The sequence below is a fragment of the Vibrio sp. L5-1 genome (genome assembly GCF_021728315.1).
Taxonomy (GTDB): Bacteria; Pseudomonadota; Gammaproteobacteria; order Enterobacterales; family Vibrionaceae; genus Vibrio; species Vibrio splendidus_K.
Genome location: NZ_JAKKCQ010000001.1, coordinates 199,485 through 223,042, shown reverse-complemented (window position 1 = coordinate 223,042; position 23,558 = coordinate 199,485). Strand labels below are relative to the sequence as shown.

Here is a 23,558-nt window from a genome sequence, read left to right as displayed (position 1 = left end):
GAAAAGAGCCGCCTTGTTCTCAAGCTTTTTTCCTACGCTATTCTTGATCACTTACTTACTGTGATTGGTATAATTTCGAACATGAAGCAAGACGTATAAACTAAAAATCCAACTTACTGTTTGCAGCAAGCTGGATTTTTTTGATGAGGCCATCATGATTTAGACGCTAGATGAATCAGCGCAATTTTAAGCGTGGTCTTGACCTGACACCTTTGCAAGCGCTTCTGGGTATCCACGTTCTTGTGTCAAATCTATCGCTCTGTTTTCAATTGCATTTAGATTAAGTGACATTGTCACCGAGTGCGTATCTTCAATCGATACTGACTCTGCGACATCAAACCAATGCTCAGCAACCTTTTGTGCAGCCTCTAGGGTTGAGGAAGCTTTGACTACTTCAAGTCGAGCATAGCGCTCACCACAGAATGAAACATCTGAAGCTCTTAAGCTCGGATCGGTTCCCGGAATCTGCTGTGCACCGAACAGAGGCTTACCACCTACCAGTGCAGAGCTAAAACTTGGGATGAACTGAGACATATGTGTTATCGCAGCGCGAGTTCTTAATTCAAGCTGCTCTTCACTCCAACCTGATACGATTTTCTTAAGAAGCTTAGAAGGCAGCTGAGGTTGTGATGAATCTGTTGATGATGAAACAAGCCCCCCCTCAAACAGAGTAATCCCTTCTGTCATACCGTGAAGTTGGAATACACCATCAGCGTACGGTGTTAGCTGAGCCATGCCTTGCGGTGTGCCTCTCGGGCCATGGAAGATAACCTCTGGCCACTCTTCCTTACATTCTTGCGAATACGGCCACTCTGTAACATATGCGGCTTTGAACTCAACAAGCCTTTGTTGCTTAGAACCGACAAAGTCATCCACGATGCCCGTCTCAAAGCCACTTGCATTAATCAAGTAGTCGGTCGTTAGATGACAGCTTTGGTTCTCAGCGTCTGTATAAGTCAAAGACCAGCCTTGCTCTAACGATTCAACAGATTGCAATCGGCTGTTGGTTAATACTGAGCAATTCGATTGTTGCCCCAAAGACAGTTGAGCGGTTGCAGATAAGCGGAATACACTCCAGCCATACTCTTGGACCATAGCAACAGGATACTTAAGGGTTTCTAGATCCGTATGTTTCGCAAAAGGAATACACCAATCATCAAGCGATGTTGGTTTCAGAGGCTGTGTTCGGGTAGCAAGTGCTAGTAACTCTTCTTTATCATACAGCTTGTAATACTCTTCCGGTTTACCAAGCACTTGGTTGCTTTTATCTTGATTAACAAGCTCAGCATAAGCGTTCTTGATTATCTTTAGACGCGGAAGTAGATCCAACGGCTCTCCACCATCACTGTGTGGAACAGCAATAATTGTCGGACGAATATTGATCGTGTGGGGAAACAAGCGGACAGTATCAATTGACTGAGTGAGCAACTGAAGACACTGCTCTACAGAAATATCCCGATACAAATTGCCGCCAGCGTGCAGGTGGCAAATTGGTGGACCATTAACCAAACTCGGCCCTTTTTCCAGGATAGTGACCTTAAAACCCAACTCACTAAAGTGAATCGCGCTCGTTGTTCCGGCTATACCACCACCAACAATGGCAATAGAAGGCTGATTTGTATCCGTTTTGTTGTGGTTCATCGTGTTCTGTAGAATAAGATTAACTGCCGCTATTCTACTTTTGTTCTGCGATGAATTAAAACACATTTTTATCAAGGTCTTAGTTCAGTGGGATTTAATATCTATGTAAAAAACATAAATAATCTCTTGACTCAATAACTCCAGATAGAGTTTTAAAGGTTATTCTAACAGTCAAAATTGTCCTAAGTGACGCCACATAAAGGCTGCCCCAGTACTCTTAAAACATAGATGTTAACTTATCCCTAAAGTTATCCACCGTTTTTGTGGATAACTGTTGATAACGTTCTTGCTAAGTTGCGCAAACCCTTTGTTTACAGGGACTAACCGCTGTTCATTAAATCGGCATTATTGTGCGATTAGTTTTAAAAAACACTAAAAAATTGGAAAATTAAGGTGCGATATTCGTTACTTGTGCTACCCATTGGTCAAATAAAAAACGGTCTAAAGCGATGCTATATAAATAGTGCATGACTAAATATAAATAATATCACTTTTAGACCGTTTTAAGCATTTGTGAGATCTCGCTAGCGACTAGCCAAAATCCTTGTTCACGGGTGCCAACAAACGTTTGATTAAGCTATTCACTACCGCAGCCAATGTGATGAACGTTAGTACAGGTAGCGCTATCCACAGCATTGGGTGGAGTGAAGGTTCTAACTCGAAGCCAAAGTTCATTACCCCTGCAACACTGAGCTCAGAACCCATCGCAGCAATCGAGCCAGCCACTAACGCCATTAACCCGTATTCACACCAAATAGTGTTGAGAATTCGCTTTTTACTCGCACCTAAAGTGCGGTACAAACGTATCTCTTGTTGTCTTTGAGACAAGCTCAATCGCAACAGAGTAAAGATTAGCAACAACCCCGCTACCACACCCAAAGCCGCAAGTACGGTTATCGACCAAACAATCTGTTTGAGCAACTCTTGGATCTTACTACCCATCTTACGAATATCCATCAAACTCACGGTTGGGTGATTTCGAGAGAGTTCGTTGAGCATCTGATTATGTTGTTCTTCTAGTCGGAAACTCACGAGCCAAGTAGAAGGAATAGAGCTCAAAACATCTGGCGTAAATATGAAGTAGAAATTCGGCTTCATTTCTCGCCACTCTACTTTTCGGATGCTGTTCACCTTGGCAGAGACATTCTGGCTGTTGATTGTGAACGATAACTCATCGCCAATCTTTAGACCCAGCTGCTCCGCGACATCGGATTCCACAGATACGCCCTGCTCTTGTGTCCAGCTGCCTTCTAACACTTCATTGTACTCAGGAAGGCTATCTCCCCAAGTGAAGTTGATTTCGCGGCTTAGTGCATCTGTTTCTTGTGAGGTATCACTGTATTTTGCCGCTTCAACGCCATTAATGGTCGTGAGTCTTCCTCGTATAATTGGAAACGCTTGAGTACGCTCTACTCCGTTTGCATCAATCGTCTCGAGATAACTGTCTTTCTCATAGCTCGCAATATTCAGCGCAAACGCATTAGGTGCGTTCTCGGGCAAGGTTTGTTGCCAATCCGACAACAAGTCACTTCTCACAAGCCATATGATCGATAGCAGCATCAAAGATAGCGCTAGAGAACCAAATTGAATCCCTGTTGCTAAAGGTGTGCGATTAATTCGGCTCAATGCCAAACGCATAGATGTCGACGTCGGCAGCTTGCCGACCAAACGCAGAACAAACGTACTGACAATCGCGAGCACTAAGAACAGGCATGCGATACCTGCTAGAACTATCCATACCAACAGATTGTCGCCGTACATCAGCATCATTGGAATTATAGGTACCAGCAATAACAAGTATTTCTTATAGCTTTCATTTGATTGATGACTTGATTGAATCACGCTGATTGCCGAAGTGTTGACCAAGCCAATTAACGGAATACCAAGAGCAGGCACACCAATGAGGATACTTGATAAAATCGCCAAAATGACAGGTTCAATGCCATAGCTAGGAAGTGGTGTTGGCAACAAATCACCTAATGGTATACGAAGTAGAAACTCTAAGCCGACCCCTATTGTAATTCCCAGTACAGCGCCGATGACCACTAACAGAGACACCTGTACAAACAACCATTTAATGATCCATTGCTTGCTCGCGCCTAAACTCTTAAGCATCGCAATGGTTTTACGGCGACTCGCAACATAATGTTGGCAAGTGAGTACCAAAGTGGTCGCAGCCATGATCACAACGATAGCAACCGTTAGCGAAAGATATTGAGTTGTGCTCTCGAACATGTCGTTAGTGCGACTCGCTGAATCTTGCGTGCGCCAGCGATCGCTCGGTGTCAATTCTACGCTGTCTTGCGCGGCTTTCAGTTTTGTATCATCACCGTTTAGAAACAGCCTAAAGCTTACGCGACTGCCCGGTTGAATCGCTCCAGTGGCCTCGATATCGCTGGTATGAATTAGCACAGCAGGCATTTGTTGGAATGGGTTAAAGCTCAAACCTGGCTCTTGGGTGATACGCCCTGTTATCGTTAAATCGGCATCACCAATAGTGACATTGTCACCAATTTCAACCTCAAGCTGTGCAAATATACGCTCGTCTAACCAAAGTTCACCTGGCGCAACATGGTTACTAGACACATTGTCCGCACCTTCTAGTATCATTTCTCCACGTAATGGGTAATTACTTTCAACCGCTTTTACCGTCACTAGCTGCATCGAGTTATCACTGAATGCCATCGTTGAAAAACGGGTCAACTGAGAGCTTTTTAACTGTTCAACCTGAGTGAGGTCCAGCAAGGGTTGCGGGATTGGGTTTGCTGAGATAAACACGCTATCGGCAGTAAGCGCATCTTTGCCCTGTTTAACAATCACCTGCTCCATACGTTCGGCCAATGCCGACAATGCAAAAACACACGCAATGATCAGTGTTAATGCTATGGAAACTGGCCATAACTGACCGTGTCGAATCTCTTCGATACTCCATGAGAACAGGCGTTTATTCAGTCCGTTTGATGAATTCAATTTAGACTTCCTCTATCTGACCGACATGCATCTTAAGTGTTCGTTGGCAACGTTGTGCGAGTTTAGGATCATGCGTCACTAGAACAAGCGTTGTGCCATGTGATGAGTTCAACTCAAACAACAACTCGACAATTTTGGCTGCAGTTTGTTGGTCTAGGTTGCCTGTGGGTTCGTCAGCAAAAAGGATTTTTGGCTTGATCATAAAAGCTCGAGCTAAAGCGACTCTTTGTTGTTCACCGCCTGATAGTTGAGATGGCAGGTGATCAAGCCTGTCTTTTAAGCCCACTGATTCAAGCAAAGCCGTCGCACGTTCGATGTCTTCGTCTTCCCCTTTAAGTAGACAAGGAAGCGTGACATTTTGCAGCGCAGAAAGGCTTGGAATTAATAAGAAGCTCTGAAATACAAACCCGACAGACTCACTGCGGATCTTAGCCCTCGCTTCATCATCAAGCTGTGAAAGCGGCTGCCCTAATAAACTGATTTCGCCTTTCGTTGGCACATCAAGCCCTGCAAGCAATGTCATTAGGGTTGATTTACCTGCGCCAGAGGTGCCGACAATCGCGACAGTTTCACCTTCACGAATATCAATATCGACGTGCTCTAGGATTGTTAAATGTTCTTGATTAGTAGACACTGTCTTTGAAACAGCTTCAGCTTTAATGATGGATGTATGCATGACTCGACTAATTTCCTTTTTATTCTTTATTATATTTTCAACCGCTTCTTTGGCTCAAGGTACCGAGTTAGATTCTAAGTTACTGGTACTTGGTGATAGCTTGAGTGCTGGTTATAACATGGACATCAAACAGAGTTGGCCAAGTCTATTGCCAAACGCATTAGCGAAGCATGACAAAACAGTTACCGTGGTAAACGGCAGTATTTCGGGTGACACAACTGGCAACGGGTTAGCTCGTTTGCCACAATTACTTGAAGAACATGCTCCAGACACTGTTCTTATCGAACTCGGTGCAAATGATGGCCTTCGTGGCTTCCCACCTAAGCTGATGTCTGCGAACCTTGATCAAATCATTGAGCAGATAAAAGCTGCGGGCGCCAAGCCAATTATGATGCAGATTAAAATCCCACCGAATTACGGTAAGCGTTACAACCAGCAATTTGAATACGTTTTTGCAGCGCTTGCTGATCAACAAAATGTGCCGCTTTTGCCGTTTTTCCTAGAGCATATCATCCTTAAACCTGAGTGGATGATGAACGACGGACTGCATCCAAAACCAGAAGCTCAACCTTGGATCGCTGAATTCGTCGCCGAAGAATTATATCAGTATCTTTAAGTTTTAATGGTCTAGCTCAATAAATTTTACACAGCTTTACGTTAGCCTGAGTGCATATCACCGTTAACTGTAAGGTTATTTATGCTGATCGAACCTATTATCAAGGGGGTGGTTGCCAAAAGCGCTCACCCTCTTGGCTGTCAAGAAGCTGTAAAGCAACAAATCAAGTTTGTTAAGAGTGCGCCGCAAATCAAAGATGGCCCTAAACGAGTACTGATTATCGGCGCTTCCTCAGGCTTCGGCCTTGCCGCTCGTATTGCCGTAACCTTTGGCGGTGCAAAAGCTGACACCATCGGCGTCTCATTCGAGCGCGGTCCTAACGAAAAGTCCCTCGGTAGTGCTGGTTGGTACAACAACATCTACTTCAAGAAAGAAGCCGAACGAGAGCAACGCACTGCTATCAACATCGTTGGCGATGCATTTTCACAAGAAACACGTACACAAGTTGTCGAAGCCATTGAAACCTACTTCGAAGGTGAAGTGGATCTGATTATCTATAGCTTAGCGGCTGGCGTTCGACCTAAGCCAAATACTGATGAGCTTTGGCGTTCTGCCATTAAGCCTATTGGTGAAAGCGTTACCGGTGCGACTATCTCGCTAGAGCACGACAACTGGGTGACAAACACACTTGCTGCAGCGACGGAAGAAGAAGCCGAAAGTACACTCAAAGTCATGGGCGGCGAAGATTGGGAACAATGGATAGATGAGCTCATCAACGCTGAATCCATTGCCCCTGGTTGTAAAACCATCGCATTTTCCTATGTTGGTCCAGAAGTCACGCACCCTATTTACTTAGACGGCACTTTGGGACGCGCTAAAATAGACCTTCATCAAACCAGCCATGCGCTGAATCTTGAACTAGCAAACTTCGGCGGTAATGCCTACGCGACTGTGTGTAAGGCACTCGTCACCAAAGCCAGTGTATTCATTCCGGGATTAAGTCCTTATCTGCTCGCTTTATATAAAGTGATGAAAGAGAAAGAGACGCACGAAGGCTGTATCCAACAAATGCAGCGTCTGTTTAGTAGCAAACTGTATGGTCAATCAAAAGTCCCTCTGGACGGCGAACGCCTAATTCGGATGGATGAATGGGAACTCGATCCAGAAACCCAAGCCCATGTGACTGAGTTACTTGAAGCTATGGATGAAAACAACTTTCAAGCAATTGGCGACTATCAAGGATTCAAAGAAGAGTTTTTACAGTTGAACGGTTTTGCTCAACCGTCGGTAGACTATAAAGAGAAACTTAACACTGATGATTTTATAAAGTTAAAGCCTTAATCGAAACTTATCTCATTACTGAGACCCAGATTCACATTTGAAAACCTCTGCAAAATTGCAGAGGTTTTTTTGTGCAACATTTCTTATACTTAGTAAAAGTAAGATTCACAGTTTATTTGGTTCATCTTAATTAACACAGGATGTGTTGATGCATTTAGCATAATTGACTCGGAGTCATATGAAGAAGATAAAAACGATAGACTTAGATATCCCTGACGATATGGCCTCCAGCTGGCAGAATATTGTCGACCTCTTGGCTCAAATCACTGAAGTGCCTGCCGCACTTATCATGCGTGTTCACACCAACTATATTGAAGTCTTCTCTACCAGTCACAGTGAGAATAACCCTTACAACAAAGGCGATTCTGAAACCTTAGGAAATGGGCTTTACTGCGAAACGGTGATGGAGTCTCAGCAACAACTTGTGGTGCCCAATGCGCTTGCCGATCCTGATTGGGAAAACAACCCCGATACAAAGCTTGGCTTAATCTCTTATTGTGGCATTCCGCTATTTTGGCCTAACGGCGAATTATTCGGCACCATTTGTATCTTGGACTCGAAAGAGAATCACTATACACCTACCTATATCAAGCTATTAGAAAGCTTTCGTACCTCGATAGAATCCCAGCTTAAAACCTTGTTTCAGCACGCTAAACTCACCCAAATGAATCGTGACTTAAAGAACCGGGTTTACACTCGCACTAAAGATCTCGCGAGCCTCAATTATTCTTTAAACCAAGAAATTGATAAGCGAAGAGCGGCTGAACAAAAGATAAACTTCCAAAAGAATCATGACATCGGCACCGGTTTTTTGAACCGAACCGCATTCGAGTCTCGCCTAAATAACAAACTATCGTCACAACAAAGGCTGACGGACAGTTCATTTGCGGTTATTCATATAGGGTTTACGAATGGAAGGCGCATACAGGCTCGATATGGCTATCACGCGTTAGACCAGGTGTTGGTTGAATACCGACAACGTATCGACAGTGTCTCTGATATCGAGGTACTAACTGCACGCCCTACTTCTATCGATCTCGTACTGGCCTTCAGCGTAAAAGATTTACACCAACGCCTAGAAGAACTTTGCCAGACGCTCGTTAAGGTCGGCCATTCAGAGTTCGATATCGACAGTGACAAAGTACATTTGCATGCCTTTATCGGGATTGCGATTACTGATAACGAAGACGATGCGGAAAGCATTCTCCAGAAATCATCAGAAGCGATGCTCGCCTGTAAAGATTCCGGGCAAAAATTCGCTTACTACTCTCAATCTCATACTGAACAACAAAGTCACATCAATAAGATCGAAGGTTATTTGCTTCAAGCTGTCCGTAATGATGACCTCATGCTCTACTTTCAACCTAAGGTATGTCCATTAACGCATCGTTGGGTTGGTGCTGAAGCCCTACTACGTTGGCGCCATCCAGTATTAGGTGATATCTCCAACGAAACCTTGATACATATGGCCGAGCAAAACGGCTTGATTTTCGAAGTCGGAAGCTTTGTTCTGCGTAATGCGATTGAAAAAGCGAAAGAGTGGTCCGAATACGTTGAAGATTTCAAGATGGCTGTGAATGTGTCTGCAATTCAACTCAAGAACGTGCACTTTGCGGAACAAGTGGTTCACCTACTCGAAACCTATCACCTAGAACCTCATTTTTTGGAACTCGAGGTGACAGAAAGTGGCCTGATTGCCGATGAAGTTGTCGCTAAGAATACCTTAGAATCACTGCATGATATTGGCGTTACATTGTCACTGGATGACTTTGGGACGGGCTACGCCTCTTTCAGTTATCTCAAGAAATTTCCGTTCGATACGATTAAAATTGATAAGAGCTTCATCGACCAGATGCTTAACTCACACGAAGACTCGGAAATCGTTCGTTCTATTGTCCAAATCGCGAAGAAGCTCGACCTAAAAGTCACGATTGAAGGGATAGAATCTGAAGTTCAGGAGCAATTTATTATCAACGAGGGCTGCGATGTGGGCCAAGGTTACCTTTATGGGCGGCCAATGCCGAGCCAAGAATTCGAACACAGTTTAATCAATCAAAACTATTTGGGGACAACCCGTTACGCTTAAAGCGAAAAAGAGCAGTTTGTTTTGGATTTAGGCCTACTTTCTCTTTACTCTAAAGGTGGTGATTTTTATAATCGCCGCCTTTCTGTTTTAATCTTCCCTTTATATAGGCATTCCTCGTTATGGATCAGTTGACTGCAAAGCTTAAAAAGCTCGAAAAACAAAACTTCCGCGCATATCAACAAATTAAAGGTCAATACGACTTTGCTGATTTCGAATTACACATCGACCACGTTCAAGGTGACCCGTATGCATCTTCTTCACGTTTTCGCGCAACACGCGCTTGGTCGTTAACTGGGTTAGATTGGCTTAAAGAAAAGTCTTACGAATACCAAGTAGCAGCACGTGATTTCATTGCACGTAGCTTCTCTGAATTTGCTAAGCAAGAAACGACTGTGTCTATTGCACTAACGGGTCAAACTGTTTTGGATAACACCTCAGTGGTTTTCACCGAGCACGGTATCGAAATCCGTTTTCGTATCAACCTACCTGCAGATGGTCGTAGTATTCTTGCAAAGAAAGCAATCAACATCATTACATTCTATTTGCCTAAGTTTATTCGTCGCGCAACGCTTGAACGCGAACTCAACATTGAAGCGATGATTAAGCATTGTGAAGCCGTTGAAGACCAAGACGCGTTGCGTGCTCAATTGGAAGAAAACAACCTAGCGGCATTCGTAGCAAATGGCAGCGTATTACCTCGTATTGCTGGTAACTGTGACCTACCAATGAAAGGTGCGGTGCCTTTCTCTGCTCCAGAATCGTTGAGTGTTACGTTAAACACACCGAACAAAGGTGATGTGACTGGCCTAGGCATTCCAAAAGGTATCACGCTAATCGTTGGTGGTGGTTTCCATGGTAAATCTACGCTGTTGAACGCCGTTGAACGTTCTATCTACAACCATATTCCTGGTGACGGTCGTGAAGGTATCGTGACGGCGACTGATACAATGAAGATCCGCGCTGAAGATGGCCGATGTGTTCACAACTTGAACCTATCAAACTACATCAACCATTTGCCGATGCAAAAAGACACGTCTGATTTCAGTACACAAGATGCGTCTGGCTCGACATCGCAAGCGGCTTGGTTACAAGAATCAATTGAAGCAGGCGTTCAAACGCTACTTATTGATGAAGATACGTCAGCGACTAACTTCATGATTCGTGACGAGCGTATGCAAGCGCTTGTATCAAAAGGGGCTGAGCCTATCACTCCACTTGTTGACCGTATTGGCCAACTTCGCGAAGAGATGGACATCTCAACTATCGTGGTAATGGGTGGTTCTGGTGATTACTTAGATGTTGCTGACACTGTGATTCAAATGCACGACTACCAAGCGGTAGACGTCACTGAAAAAGCACAAGAAGTCATCGCTCAACACCCGACTCAACGTACTAACGAATGTGAGACGGCATTAGAAACGTTTGTTCCTCGTTCGTTAAACCGTGCTGCACTGATGAATATTCTTACTGACGGCAAATTCCGAGTTAACGCGAAAGGCAAAGAGTCTCTGCGTTTTGGTAAGGAATTCGCTGATCTTTCTGCATTGGAGCAGTTAGAGTCGACATCAGAAGTTAACGCGATTGGTTGGGCATGGTTCCAGTTTGCACAAACTCCAGGTTGGTCAAACAACCCTGCTAAAGAGTTTAGTGCGATCTTAAGTGATGAGTGGCACGTTAATATGCCAAACTACGGTGATTTAGCGAAACCAAGAGTATTGGATGTAATGGCCGCACTAAACCGTATGCGTAAATCTCAGTTCAAACCTTCGAACTAAGTTAGATCCAAGCATCATAAATTGTATGGACGGCTCTCATTGTGAGGGCCGTTTTTTTATTCGCTAGCTCTAGCTCTAGCTCTAGCTCTATATCTAGATCTAAAGCAAAGCCTTAAGACCGTCTCCTGCCTCACTTATCTTGTTTGGCGATAAAACCGACCAATATTGTGCTTATCCTAAAAATCATGACACAGCTTTTACAAAACTATGGCGATATTCATATAAAGTTCCGACTCGACAGGTGTAACTAAATGTAACAAACCCTTGAGGCTTCAATGAATCATAAACGCGTTAAGATGCGTGACCATAAAAAAGAAGTAAATCTGTTCAAAAACCGTGTAACCGTTGCGTTTTGTGGGATCTTGCTGTTCACTCTTGTCTTAGTCGGCAACCTTTACCGACTTCAAGTCGAAAATTTTAAAAGCTATCAGACTCGTGCAGATGGCAACAGAATCAAAGTATTACCTATTCCCCCGACTCGCGGGCTTATTTACGACCGTAATGGTGTGTTGCTCGCCGAGAATGAACTTGTCTTTAATCTGACGATGATTCCAGAGCAAACTGATGATGTCGATGCAATGCTTACCAAGTTGGACAAATACATCCCGCGAGAGGCTGAGCAGATTGCTCGTTTCAAAAAGCGTTATCACAACACTCGCCGTTTCAAATCTGTCACGATACTAGAGAACCTAAGCGAAGAGGAAATTGCTAAGTTCTCAGTGCACCAGTACCAATTCCCCGGCTTATCGATCGATACCAGCTTGAAACGATTTTATCCAAATGGAGAGGTACTTACCCATGTCTTAGGATATGTCGCACACATCAATGATAGCGATCTTAAGAGACTAGAAGAAAAAGGCATCGAAGCGAATTATCAAGCGACGACCATTATCGGTAAGCTTGGTGTCGAACGCTATTACGAAGACATTTTGCACGGCACCAAAGGTTATCAAGAAGTCGAAGTAAACAGCCGTGGGCGAGTCGTCCGCACCATTGAGTATGTAGCTCCAGTAGCAGGAAAAGATATCGTATTAAATATCGATCTCGAACTACAAAAATACGTATTCGACCAGCTTGATCACCGAACAGGCAGCGCAGTCGTTCTGGACCCGAAAGACAACAGTGTACTTGCAATGGCATCAAGCCCCAGCTACGACCCGAACCTCTTTGTCGACGGTATTTCTAGCAAGAACTATCAGCGTTTATTGAATGATCCTGCTCACCCATTGGTAAACCGCACTACTCTCGGCGTTTATCCTCCGGCATCTACCATCAAACCATTTATGGCAGTAGCTGGCTTGCAAGAGCATGTCATCTCTGAGGATACGATTCGTGATGATCACGGTTCATGGCAAATCCCTGGTTCTAAGCGTAGCTCTAAATCATGGCGAGACTGGAAACGCTGGGGTCACGGCCCCGTCGACGTTACTCAAGCCATTGAAGAGTCAGTGGATTCGTTCTTCTATCAAACCGCTTTTGACTTGGGCATTGACCGTATCTCAAGCTGGATGAATCGCTTTGGTTTTGGTGAACCTACAGGTATCGATATCTATGAAGAGAGTACCGCCAACATGCCAACTCGAGAATGGAAGATGATGCGCTATCGTACCCCTTGGTATCAAGGTGACACAGTTCCAATTGGCATTGGTCAGGGTTATTGGACATCGACACCAATGCAACTGGCAAAAGCGACTTCAGTGTTGGTCAATCATGGAAAGGTGATGCCACCTCATATCCTGAGAGCAATCTTGGATCATGGTGAGGACTTTGACACACAACAACTCGTTACACCTGAACCTATGCCATCTATCACTGAAGTCCCTGACAAAATATGGGATGTACCCATCAATGCAATGAGACTCGTAAACCACGGCAGTCGAGGTAGCGGCAGGCGCGCATTTAAGGGAACCAACTACACTAGCGGCGGAAAATCAGGTACGGCACAAGTATTTGATCTTGCGAAAGATCAGGTCTACAACTCGAAGAAATTGGCTAAGCATTTACTCGACCATGCGCTTTACACGGCTTTCGCACCTTACGAGCACCCTGAGTATGTCGCGACGGTGGTCATTGAACACGGTAACGGCGGTTCAAAAGTCGGCGCGCCATATATCCGTAAAGTACTCGATTATGCGTTTGAGCATAAAAGTGGCCAAAACAAAGATAACTCCTAATACCAAGAAAGCCCCACTCTAGATTCATAGTATGGGGCTTTTTATTTTAGAGTTGCATTAGACGTAGCTAGAGACTTCGTTAGGTTACGAGCTTCTCAATATATGCCATGCTTCGCACAATGTCTGAAACTTAGCCGTGTTGCCCTCGTCCCTATCTGGATGCCAGCGCAAAGCCAATTGTCGCCAGCGCTTTCTAATCTCATGATGAGTCGCGTCCAACGGTAACTCAAACAAGTTTAACGCTCGGCTTCTATCCATATCGAGCTCATCACCACCGACAAACTTTCTGTACCGAGTCCAGAACTCGTTCAGCAGCCTTTTGACTTCGCCCTCGTCCGCTTCATAGTTAATCCAATTAATGTAGTATTCTCGCAGTGGGTCTTGATGATCGATGTTGTGACTGCTTCCGTGATAACGACCATTCATCAATTCAATGTCCATCGCTTGGACTTGTAGCCAACCATCAGGGTGTAAGGTTTCTTGAAGCTGATAAAGCGCATTCATGATGAGGAAGTTCTTTTTAAACAACTCTTTCTCAGGTGCTAGGTCTAGCACCGGCACAAACCCAAGGTCGTTAAGATGAGCCGCCAATGTGTGTACTTTCCAGCCGCTTGGCTTTTGCTTGAGCACTTCCATAATCGGCCAAAGCAATGGGTTCTCCATATGGCAATGAAAGTTTGCTCTCACCTCTTGATGATTCGACATAGTGGACTCAGTTAGATTTTCTGTATTAATGGATGACTAGGGCATTGGATACAATGAGCAACCTACATCATACCCATTGGCGTATCTCTTTTAATTGAAAGCGATTTTCTGTGATTTGTCGAGCTAATGGACCAACAACTTTCAAACGCTTGGCTCAAAGGCACCCTTTCATCATGAAACTGAAAGTCATTAAGTGAGTGCAACCGCCATCAATGCAGAAGTGATCCTGAAGTACAGGTACAAAAAAGGTCAGCAATTTAGCTGACCTTTGATATCTATACCAATTTTAGCACGACATATTTCGCTAATTAGATAACGCCAAGTTCTCTTAGGCGCTCCATTAGGTACTCGTTTGCTGTGTACTTTTCTGACAGCACAACTTCCGGTTTCGGGTGAAGGAATAGAGGCAAAGAGATACGAGATTTCTCTTGGCGTTCACCTGATGGATTGATTACACGGTGAGTTGTCGATGGAAAGTAACCACCCGATGCCTCTTGAAGCATGTCACCAATGTTGATGATCATGTTGCCGAAGTCACACGGAACATCTAACCACTCGTCGTTTTGAGCTTTAACTTGAAGGCCTGGCTCGTTTGCTGCAGGAAGAACAGTCAGTAAGTTGATGTCTTCGTGTGCTGCTGCACGGATAGCGCCTGGCTCTTCGTCACCTTGCATTGGTGGGTAGTGAAGAACACGAAGCAGAGTCTGCTCACTGCCGTTGATCATTTCAGACAAAGCGATAGAGAACTTCTCTTGTACTTCTTTAGGAGCATGAGCTTCAACCCATCCTAGAAGCTCTTGAGCAAAAGCATTCGCACGTTGGTAGTAATCTAGAATCTGTTCTTTCAGCTGCTCAGGAATTTGGCCCCAAGGGTATACGTGAAAGTACTCTTTGATGTCTTTTACAGTGTGACCCTTAGCAACTTCAGACACTGATGGTGGAAAATATCCATCTTGTGTTTCAACATTAAAGTGGAAGTTCTCTTTCTCTTCAGAGATGAAGAATTGGTACCAGTTTTCGTAAATAGACTCAACAAGCTCTTTTGGGATTGGATGGTTCTTAAGAACACCAAAACCAGTTTCACGTAGAGAGCGAACAAATTGTTCTGCTGCGTCGTCAGCAAGGTAATCGACAGTTTCCAGTTTCATGACTTTTCTTTCTTGTTATGTAGTGATGAAGCGATTTTAAGGATCGCTTTGTTGTAAATCAAACTTTTGTGAAACTCTCGCAACCGTTTGTCTAGATACTGGGCGATAACGCCAGTTTTCAACAAATATGGTGATTACAGCCCAATTGAACACTGTTCAATATTGTGTAACACTATTAAAAACTTCGACGAGAGATCTCGATATGACAATTACGCCACTTGCTCAAAATCGACCATTGCTTTCATTAACGACGCTTTATCTGATTGTGTTTCTATTTTCAGCGTTTGCTCCCTCTTCAAGAGCAGTATGGATTGCCGAAATTGTTCCTGCTCTAGCGATATTAGTAGGTATCTGGTGGCTATCCACCAAGCTCACCTTTTCAAAGACGGCTTACGTTTTAATGTTCATCTGGTTGGTTCTGCATACGATTGGCGCTAAGTACACTTTCGCTGAAGTCCCCTTTGATTGGTTTAATAACCTGATTGGATCTGAGCGTAATAACTTTGACCGCGTGGCGCACTTTTCGATTGGTCTCTACGCTTACCCGCTCGCTGAATATTTGATTCGTAAGAAATTGGCTCAACCGGCATTAGCTTGTTTCTTTGCTTTATTTGCCATCATGAGTGTTGCCGCAGGTTATGAGATTATTGAGTGGTGGTACGCGGAGATTGCAGGTGGTGATGAAGGCATCGCATTCCTCGGTTCACAAGGTGATATTTGGGATGCGCAGAAAGACATGCTGTGTGATACAACGGGTGCTATTGTCTCGCTATTACTTCTGAAACTTCAAGGGCGAGTTAGAGCTCAATAGTTCGTGGATAGCCCGCTCAACTTCTTTCTTATAAGTTAATTAGTCGATTTAAATGCCACACACAAACTGTGTCGTGGCATTTGTTCTTTTCTACTTCATAGTCACCTTGCCACCCACAAACTTGTAGGCTGGCGTACCTCGAACCAAGGTATCTCGCGCAAATTCAATCCCGCATTCAGGGCACACACATGGCTCTTTAGTGAAATCTTCAACAATACGTTCCTTAAAACACTTCACGAGTGCACCTTTGCCACCTTTCCGATACTTAAAAAGTTGCGTTTTGCATTTCGCACAGAAAATCTGAACCGTTTTGGTCGGTTGCTTCTTATTTGGTTTAGCCATAGAAGTTAATGATTGAACTCTTTATTTCTTAAGTTTAGGTGCGACAAGAACCAAGCTTATCCCGAGTAAAATAACGGTCGATGAGATAATAAATTGCATGGTGACTGGCTCGGAGAGTAACAAGACGCCACCGAGTGTCGCGATAACCGGCACAGAAAGCTGTGCAATGGATGCGACCACTGTATTCAGCTTTTTCACCACGTAATACCACAAACTATAACCCACACCAGAAGCCACCGAGCCCGATATAACCGCGTAAATCAAACCCTGCTCACTGATAGACACTTGAGGCATTGCATTAGGTATTACAGCTAGAAGGCTTAAACCTGCAAGGATAACTAGCGAGCTAAATCCAAAGTTAGCGGTCGTCGATTGCAGTGCGTTTAAAGATTTCTTTCCTGCCAATGTGTAAATACCCCACCCAACTCCGGCCAGAGACATCAAGATGATAGAAACTAAGTCTGGTGCCTGTGTCGATTCAGTTGGCATTAACAAGTAAACAAGCCCTGCCACAGATAACAAACATCCGCCCCACTCAAGTAATGACATTCTGTTTCCAGAGAACAAGTGTGCGGCAATCATCGTAAATTGTACTGCGACAAACAACACCAGCGCACCAAGACCTGCGCCAAGCTCTAGGTAAGCAAATGAGAAGCCAAACATATACACAAGCAGTGACAATATTGATGTGAATTGAAACTGTGACTTTAGCTTTGTATATACCGATGTGCTGTTGTTTGCTAACTCCTGTTTATACTTAGATTGGGAAGATAAAGTGAATAAAATCAGAAGTGTAAGCGCACCAGATAAGATGCGCACGATCGAAAAGCTCAAAGGATCAATCGTTTGATCCATTAAAGCCCAGCGACACAAAACTGAATTAGCAGCAAAGGCCACCAGCGTAATAAATGTAACCACCAGAGTTTGCATCGTGTTGTCCTAATTGAGTTATTTGGTCCTAATAAGTGTTCTTGGTTTTCAATCAACGTTGGGTTTCAATCAACGTCAGGCTTCACCCAAACTTGGCTAAAGTCGAACCAGCCTAATGCATTACACTTTGCGTTCTGCAGCGTACCGCATTGGTCTTTGTTTACACCTAGCCAACAGTGAAACATAGGGATCAACTGATTGCTTTGCACAAGTTGTTTCCCGAGTTGTCTTGCTGGGAATTGCTCAAACTCGCCCGAGCGCCAACGATCAATCATGTGACACCATTGGTCGAAGTCTTCAGCTGGGCTAGATTCATCAAGAAAACTGTAATCCATTAACCAACCAGCCAATGCATCGTCTCTGTTGTTAGCGATACCCATTGGATTAATCCAAATATCAACATTATCGGCGTGTGGAGGATCGGTTTCGTAACCGATAAGCTCAACATCGACATTATATTGCTTCAACACGGTGACAATCGCTTTGGCAAGTGTTGGGAACATCGGGTGTTGGCATTGGTACGCCAATCTAATGGTTGGTTTCGCATTTGCTGGTGGACAGACTGGCGTGTTTAACTTTATGTCATACCAGCCAGGTTTTATCCCATAGGCGTGTAGAACGCCCAAATCGATGACGGTCTCTTTTGGGATATGAACAAACAGATCAGCTGCATTCAATGCGTTAGACAAAAACTCCGCCCATGCGGGATCTTGTGCAATGCCCTTCTTTCTATTCAATAGTAAATACGTACAACCGGGATCAAGCTCTACTTCATCACTATCACCACGGTCGGCCATTACCGGTTTCGAAAGGCTTGGGTAAACCATAGAGGAATACGCTTCATCAACCACCCAAACCTCAACGCGATCAATCAACGGCCTGAAACCAAAGTATCCGTTGAAAGCCGTTAGTACGAGTTGCTTCTCATCGTTCTTCTCAATGCGATACGGCCCCGTACCAATTGGTCGAATATCGTAGTCTTCGCCACGTAAAATCATCGGTAAAGTGACCTTAGCGACCGATTCCGTGAGCGCGAGTGGGAAATACTTATCTGGGCGCGTTAAGAAGACATCGACCACGCAATTTGCGGGTGAAGAGACATCTTTAATATGCGAGAACAAATTGAGTGGTTCGAGCGCAAGAAGCGTGTCGACAACATGGTTCGTTAATAGAGGCTCCCCGTTATGAAAACGGACACCCGGCCTTAAGAAGAATCGCCATTGATAGTCGCTGATTTTTTGCCATGAATGAGCAAGATCGGGGTGTAACTGATCATTTTCATCCAGTCGCGTTAACCCACTAAAGACTTGGCAGGCAATGTGCTGCTCTGAACGTCGCATCGATTTTGTCGGGTTAAGCATTGAGAGCGGTCGGTAATAAGGCAAACGAATGACCTGCTCACCTTCTTGATATTGCACACCCAAATAGTTTTGAATAACCTGAGTAAGCTTGGCAGCATTGTGGTCAAGCACTGACAGCGCCTGACCAATTTTACCTTCCTGTAAGTACCGCCTCGCTAAGTTTTCACTGACATCGCAACGATTCTGCTTAAAGATAAGTTGAGATAACTTACCTCGGCCAGCCGCCGGTAACCATTCTACCCAACCTTGTTCTTCAAGTTTGTTGAGTACCATTCTTGCATTACGACGCGTACAACAGAGTACATCTGTTATGTCATCGAGCTGAACATCAGAATCTTTACCATCGAAGTATTCAAACAGGGTTTCAAATTGAACGCGAAGTCTTGGGCTGCTCATAAAGAGGAAAACTTATTCAAAGGACATTGAATTCAGTTTCCCTATTTTAAGACGTAAAATCAATCTTACTTACGTGTTTTTATTGCGAATTATTGGGTATGACGTCCCAAGATGTTATTCAAACAGAATGGCTAAGTACTTTTGCAGCATACGGTTACATCACATCGCAGCCGATTTCATTAGCGATGTCACGAAGCTGTTGTTCATTGTCTAATTTAATCGACCATTTACATTCTGAACCGTTGGCAGAAATAACGTTTGCCCCTTTTCCGATCAATTGAATCGCATCAACTTGCGCTTGCAGCGTGACTCTATGTTCACCATCTAAACGAACAACCAGCTCATGTGCGGTTGCGATAACTTTTCCACTTTTAAACGTTATGACCATCGGTTTCTCTAGCTACTTCTTCTAAATACAAATTACTACTTTCAAAATAGAACACAGTTAACTGCTGCCTACTCTATTATCGCTTATGTTTCTTCACGGCAATCGTTAATCGACTCGTACACACTAAGCGTTGACGCTCGTCAGTGATATTGATTTGCCATACTTGGGTAGAGACACCCAGATGAATAGGTTCAGCAGTACCGATAACATGGCCTTCACGCATTGATCTTACATGATTCGCGTTGATATCTAATCCAACGCAATAGTAGCCTTCTGGTACGCAGAAATTAGCCGCCAATGAGCCAAGCGTTTCAGCCAGCACAACCGATGCGCCGCCATGAAGCATGCCTAGTGGTTGGTGCGTAAAATGACAAACCGGCATGGTTGCCACTAAGGAATTGTCGTTTACTTCTGTGTAAACAATGTTGAGGTGCTCAATTAAGGTGTTTTTTGAGGTCGCGTTGAAGGTATCTAGGTCAACGGGCTTTTTCCAAATACTCATATGGGTTCCTTAATTATTGACTTTATTAGTGCGTGAATCGCTTTATTAGTAACTGAATAGCTTCATTATCGTTAATAGTGATCTTAACGATAACCATGTTTTTAAATACAATACTTATCTTACAGCTCTTAGTTATTACGCAAGTTGATGTTAACATGCATAAAAACCGAATACACAGAGGATATTGTATGACGTCATGGATGAAGTTTGCCTCGCTTCTCACACTTGCAGGCCTAACCGCATGTAGCGCTTCCCCGACAGGAAGAAACCAATTACTGCTTTTTTCTGATCAAGACATGTCTCAACTTGGGGCACAATCTTTTGAACAAATGAAGAAAGAACAGCCAATAAGTAAAGACGCCAAAACAAACGCTTATGTACAGTGCGTTGCAAATAGCATTACTCAACATATTCCAAAACAAGGCTTTAGTGAATGGGAAGTTGTTGTTTTTGATAGCGACCAAGTGAATGCCTTTGCTTTGCCGGGTGGCAAAATTGGCGTATACACAGGGTTACTTAAGGTAGCGGTCAATCAAGACCAACTCGCAACGGTTATCGGACACGAAGTGGCTCACGTTCTCGCTGACCACAGCAACGAACGTCTCTCTCAGTCTCAAATCGCTAATACTGGTTTATCCATTACCAGTGTTGCGTTAGGCGCATCAGAATACAAACAGTACCAAGGAATGACAATGGCTGCCCTAGGTTTAGGTGTTCAATACGGGGTTATTCTACCGTATGGCCGTACTCAGGAATCAGAAGCCGATGTTGTTGGTTTAGAATATATGGCTCAGGCAGGGTTCGATCCTAAACAGAGCGTCGACTTGTGGCAAAACATGGCGAAAGCATCAGGTGGTAGCCAACCGCCAGAATTGCTGTCTACGCACCCTTCCCACAGTACGCGTATCAAAGATCTACAGGCGACGATAAAAACGTTACCTCAATCGGGTTCACCAAGACCAAATTGCAAAGCGTAATCTAACATTTGTTTAAACGCTAAACTTCGAATACAAAAATGCCCTATCCATATTGGTTAGGGCATTTTTTTGTTTTTGATTCTTGTTAAGTACCAAGAATTTGCAATGGTAGGCTTAATAGCTGATCACCCGTAGATGCAAAATACCAGATAACACCGATCAAACTGCTCACTAGACCCACATACCAAACAAACGACACGACTTGACCGTATTTGTCTAATGGCAACAAGTGACTGTGGTGACGCCCTTTCCATTCGAATAGTATTTCCACACTGCCCATAATCAATAAGAAGCCAAACAGGGTCAAATTCAACTGATAACTCAGTACCACGCCAGCAATAGCGGCCGCAACACACAGGACAATACCAAGCACACTGTTCATCGAGAAACTGATACTTTTTAGTACATGTCCGCCATCGAGAGGCAAAATCGGTAATAGATTAAATAAGTTTAATAACGCGTTAAATACCGCAAGCCCCGCGAAGAACATTTCACCAGTCGCCCAGTACAACACCATAAATATCAATGACAATATCAAGCCAAACAATGGTCCCATGATCGAGATAACCACATCTTGCCAGCGCGTATTGATCTTTTCGTCGGATAACGCCAAACCACCAAGGAATGGTATCAAATAGATGCCTTTGGTCTTCATTCCAAAGTATTTCATTGCTCTGATGTGGCCATATTCATGGAACATTAAACAAGCGATCAAGGCTAAAGCGAACTGAATTGAAAATAGCCATGAGTAAGCAGCTAAACTCGCAGAGGCAAGTACCACCTTGATTAACTTGGCACTCTTAAGGGCTTTCATTCCCAGCGAAACTAACCCGATTAAGCTAAAACGCTTCTCTGGTTTTGGTGTGACAACCGGGGTTTGTTGCTCGATATCTTTGGTATTTCGATTGCCTTCGGTAACGGTTTGGCCATTCACGGTCGCTTTATAGGTCATCTCAAACGGTTGCCACTGAACGGCCGCCTCAACGTGACACTGCAACGTTTCTTCACCTGCGCGCAGAGTAAATGCATGAGTTCGAGCGTCATCTTGATCTGTGGTTGCATCTAATTGGGACACCAAAGTATTGTCCCAATACAACTGTTGCCACCCTGCCATTGATCCCTCTAAACGAAGTGGTTTTCCAAGAAACTCTATCGCGAGTAATTCCAAACTTTAATCCCAATTTAATGACTATCAATATGAATCGATATTATGCCGATTTAACGATAAACGGTAAACATAAACAAAGTTGTTACATATTGAGCAGTTGAACACTATTTATACCAACACCTAACACAAACATTCTGGTCACACCTCCAACCACCCATAAATCATTGATTGTAATTATATTATTAGTGTTAGAGTGCCGCCCCTTAAAAATATTACTTCACAAAATGACAACTCATTCTTTGACTTTATATTAAACATGAATTTAACATGTCGTTTACATTAGAGCTTAAGCACCAAAAACGCTCAGTGTGTTTTCAACAATAAGATTGAGATTTGATGCCCTAGGAGGGTCAAGGATGAAAACAATACAACGCTCTCTCGTTTCACTTTCTGTGCTATTTGCATGTAATTCACTTGCGGCTGGTTTCCAAGTTGCTGAGCACTCTGCCTCAGGTCTTGGTCGCGCATTTTCAGGTGAAGGTGCTGTAGCTGATAACGCGAGTGTACTAGCGAGAAACCCCGCCGCAATGACCCTATTTGATACAGCCCAATTTTCAGGCGCGGTTTCTATCGTTGATCCAGAGGTTAACGTCACTCAAACCAAAATTAATGATAGCGATTTCAATCAGAAGTCTTCTGACGTAGCCCCTTTGCAAATAGTCCCAGCCGCTTACTACATCAGTCCAATCAATGAAAAATGGGCATGGGGGATTGGCATGTTCACTACATATGGCGTTGCTACTGATTATCCCGACGATATTTATGCAGGTGATTTAGCCGGTGACACATCTTTGGTGTCCGTAAACCTAAATCCAAACATTGCTTACAGAGTAAATGAAAGCGTAAGCCTCGGTGCTGGTATCAATCTGGTATATGCGGAAGCTGAATTAAATAGACACAAAGGCAGTCTGCCTGTTGGCGGATCGCCAAGTGACAAACTGATATCAATGACTGGTGAAACGTTTGCTTTTGGCTGGAATGTCGGTGCGCTGTATGAACTGAATGAAAATAACCGTTTTGGTTTTGGCTATCGCTCATCTGTCGAACTTGATTTTGATGACGGAGAGTTCACTGATTACACCGGCTTAAAAATGGAAAGTGGCGCTCCAGGTAAGACTACCGGACGTTTAGAAATTGAACTACCCGATATCTTTGAACTATCCGCTTTTCATCAACTTAGCGATGCTTGGGCAATACACTATGGTTGGCAATTAACCAAATGGAGTAAGTTCAAAGAATTAAAAGCAACGAGTTCAGATTGTAAAAATAATGAGTGTTTCTTAAAAACCGAGCATTACGAAGACAACCAAAGATGGTCTGTTGGTGCTACTTACATGGTTAACCAAAGCTGGACTCTACGTGCAGGTTTGGCATATGACGAACAAGCTGGTGAAGCAACGTTAAGCATCCCCGATAGCGACCGTATGTGGTATTCAGCCGGTTTAACTTATGCAGTTTCTGAAAACATGACTGTCGATGCAGCATTTGCATTAGTACAAAGCGAAAGCGGCTCGTTTACCGAAACCGATGCAGCAGGACAAAAGCTTACATTTGATGCTGAAGGCGTTGCTTACCTTTCAGCGATACAACTTAACTACACGTTCAACTAAC

General features: G+C 43.9%; 19 protein-coding genes. 8 read left to right on the top strand and 11 right to left on the bottom strand.

Annotated features, from left to right (window positions below):
- Window positions 1–186 precede the first annotated feature (186 nt).
- From L3V35_RS00840 to L3V35_RS00830, 3 genes are all read right to left on the bottom strand, one after another.
- Window positions 187–1,641, bottom strand: coding sequence for an NAD(P)-binding protein (locus tag L3V35_RS00840; protein WP_237298122.1), 1,455 nt, complete (start codon window positions 1,639–1,641; stop codon window positions 187–189).
- 531 nt (window positions 1,642–2,172) lie between these two features.
- On the bottom strand, window positions 2,173–4,611 hold the full coding sequence (locus L3V35_RS00835; protein ID WP_237298121.1) for an ABC transporter permease: 2,439 nt from the start codon (window positions 4,609–4,611) through the stop codon (window positions 2,173–2,175).
- 1 nt (window position 4,612) lies between these two features.
- Window positions 4,613–5,287: an ABC transporter ATP-binding protein gene (locus L3V35_RS00830; protein WP_004730959.1), complete on the bottom strand. Its 675-nt coding sequence runs from the start codon at window positions 5,285–5,287 to the stop codon at window positions 4,613–4,615.
- Here L3V35_RS00830 and L3V35_RS00825 point away from each other — a divergent pair.
- From L3V35_RS00825 to mrdA, 5 genes are all read left to right on the top strand, one after another.
- Window positions 5,286–5,903: an arylesterase gene (locus L3V35_RS00825; RefSeq protein ID WP_237298120.1), complete on the top strand. Its 618-nt coding sequence runs from the start codon at window positions 5,286–5,288 to the stop codon at window positions 5,901–5,903. The genes L3V35_RS00830 and L3V35_RS00825 overlap by 2 nt on opposite strands.
- 81 nt (window positions 5,904–5,984) lie before the next feature.
- Complete coding sequence (gene fabV, locus L3V35_RS00820; protein WP_237298119.1) at window positions 5,985–7,184, top strand: enoyl-ACP reductase FabV; 1,200 nt, start codon at window positions 5,985–5,987, stop codon at window positions 7,182–7,184.
- Window positions 7,185–7,362: 178 nt separating this feature from the next.
- Window positions 7,363–9,270: an EAL domain-containing protein gene (locus tag L3V35_RS00815; RefSeq protein WP_237298118.1), complete on the top strand. Its 1,908-nt coding sequence runs from the start codon at window positions 7,363–7,365 to the stop codon at window positions 9,268–9,270.
- A 119-nt stretch (window positions 9,271–9,389) separates the two neighbouring features.
- A complete protein-coding gene (locus L3V35_RS00810; RefSeq protein ID WP_054546884.1) occupies window positions 9,390–11,045 on the top strand; it encodes an ABC-ATPase domain-containing protein in 1,656 nt (551 codons plus the stop codon).
- 275 nt (window positions 11,046–11,320) lie between these two features.
- Window positions 11,321–13,219 (top strand): penicillin-binding protein 2, encoded by a 1,899-nt coding sequence (mrdA, locus tag L3V35_RS00805; protein WP_237298117.1) that lies wholly within the window; start codon window positions 11,321–11,323, stop codon window positions 13,217–13,219.
- An 84-nt stretch (window positions 13,220–13,303) separates the two neighbouring features.
- Here the strand turns inward: mrdA and L3V35_RS00800 are convergent, their stop codons facing one another.
- Together L3V35_RS00800 and L3V35_RS00795 are read right to left on the bottom strand one after the other, a co-directional pair.
- Window positions 13,304–13,924, bottom strand: coding sequence for a DNA-J related domain-containing protein (locus tag L3V35_RS00800; protein WP_237298116.1), 621 nt, complete (start codon window positions 13,922–13,924; stop codon window positions 13,304–13,306).
- Between the two features lie 308 nt (window positions 13,925–14,232).
- Window positions 14,233–15,072, bottom strand: a complete 840-nt coding sequence (locus tag L3V35_RS00795; RefSeq protein WP_004730947.1) for a 2OG-Fe(II) oxygenase family protein — start codon at window positions 15,070–15,072, stop codon at window positions 14,233–14,235.
- 202 nt (window positions 15,073–15,274) lie between these two features.
- Here L3V35_RS00795 and L3V35_RS00790 point away from each other — a divergent pair, with 202 nt between their 5' ends.
- Complete coding sequence (locus L3V35_RS00790) at window positions 15,275–15,883, top strand: DUF2238 domain-containing protein (protein WP_171328587.1); 609 nt, start codon at window positions 15,275–15,277, stop codon at window positions 15,881–15,883.
- 90 nt (window positions 15,884–15,973) lie between these two features.
- On the opposite strand, the gene L3V35_RS00785 is transcribed toward L3V35_RS00790, so the two are convergent.
- The 5 genes from L3V35_RS00785 to L3V35_RS00765 all read right to left on the bottom strand — a co-directional run bounded on the left by L3V35_RS00785 (window position 15,974) and on the right by L3V35_RS00765 (window position 19,802).
- Entirely contained in the window at window positions 15,974–16,225 is a 252-nt protein-coding gene (locus tag L3V35_RS00785) for a hypothetical protein (protein WP_017082269.1), read from the bottom strand.
- Window positions 16,226–16,246: 21 nt separating this feature from the next.
- On the bottom strand, window positions 16,247–17,155 hold the full coding sequence (locus L3V35_RS00780) for a DMT family transporter (protein ID WP_237298115.1): 909 nt from the start codon (window positions 17,153–17,155) through the stop codon (window positions 16,247–16,249).
- Between the two features lie 65 nt (window positions 17,156–17,220).
- Window positions 17,221–18,912: an SgrR family transcriptional regulator gene (locus tag L3V35_RS00775; RefSeq protein WP_237298114.1), complete on the bottom strand. Its 1,692-nt coding sequence runs from the start codon at window positions 18,910–18,912 to the stop codon at window positions 17,221–17,223.
- A gap of 154 nt (window positions 18,913–19,066) precedes the next feature.
- Window positions 19,067–19,300: a DUF3389 domain-containing protein gene (locus L3V35_RS00770; RefSeq protein ID WP_004730938.1), complete on the bottom strand. Its 234-nt coding sequence runs from the start codon at window positions 19,298–19,300 to the stop codon at window positions 19,067–19,069.
- 76 nt (window positions 19,301–19,376) lie between these two features.
- The gene (locus tag L3V35_RS00765) at window positions 19,377–19,802 is read right to left on the bottom strand and encodes a hotdog fold thioesterase (protein WP_004730936.1); all 426 of its coding nucleotides are present in this window, start codon (window positions 19,800–19,802) and stop codon (window positions 19,377–19,379) included.
- A 188-nt stretch (window positions 19,803–19,990) separates the two neighbouring features.
- Between L3V35_RS00765 and L3V35_RS00760 the strand changes: the two genes are divergently transcribed.
- Complete coding sequence (locus tag L3V35_RS00760; protein WP_004730934.1) at window positions 19,991–20,779, top strand: M48 family metallopeptidase; 789 nt, start codon at window positions 19,991–19,993, stop codon at window positions 20,777–20,779.
- 85 nt (window positions 20,780–20,864) lie between these two features.
- Here L3V35_RS00760 and L3V35_RS00755 read toward each other — a convergent pair whose 3' ends face one another.
- Window positions 20,865–21,947, bottom strand: coding sequence for a site-2 protease family protein (locus L3V35_RS00755; protein WP_237298113.1), 1,083 nt, complete (start codon window positions 21,945–21,947; stop codon window positions 20,865–20,867).
- Window positions 21,948–22,303: 356 nt separating this feature from the next.
- Between L3V35_RS00755 and L3V35_RS00750 the strand changes: the two genes are divergently transcribed.
- On the top strand, window positions 22,304–23,557 hold the full coding sequence (locus tag L3V35_RS00750; protein ID WP_237298112.1) for an outer membrane protein transport protein: 1,254 nt from the start codon (window positions 22,304–22,306) through the stop codon (window positions 23,555–23,557).
- Window position 23,558 lies beyond the last annotated feature (1 nt).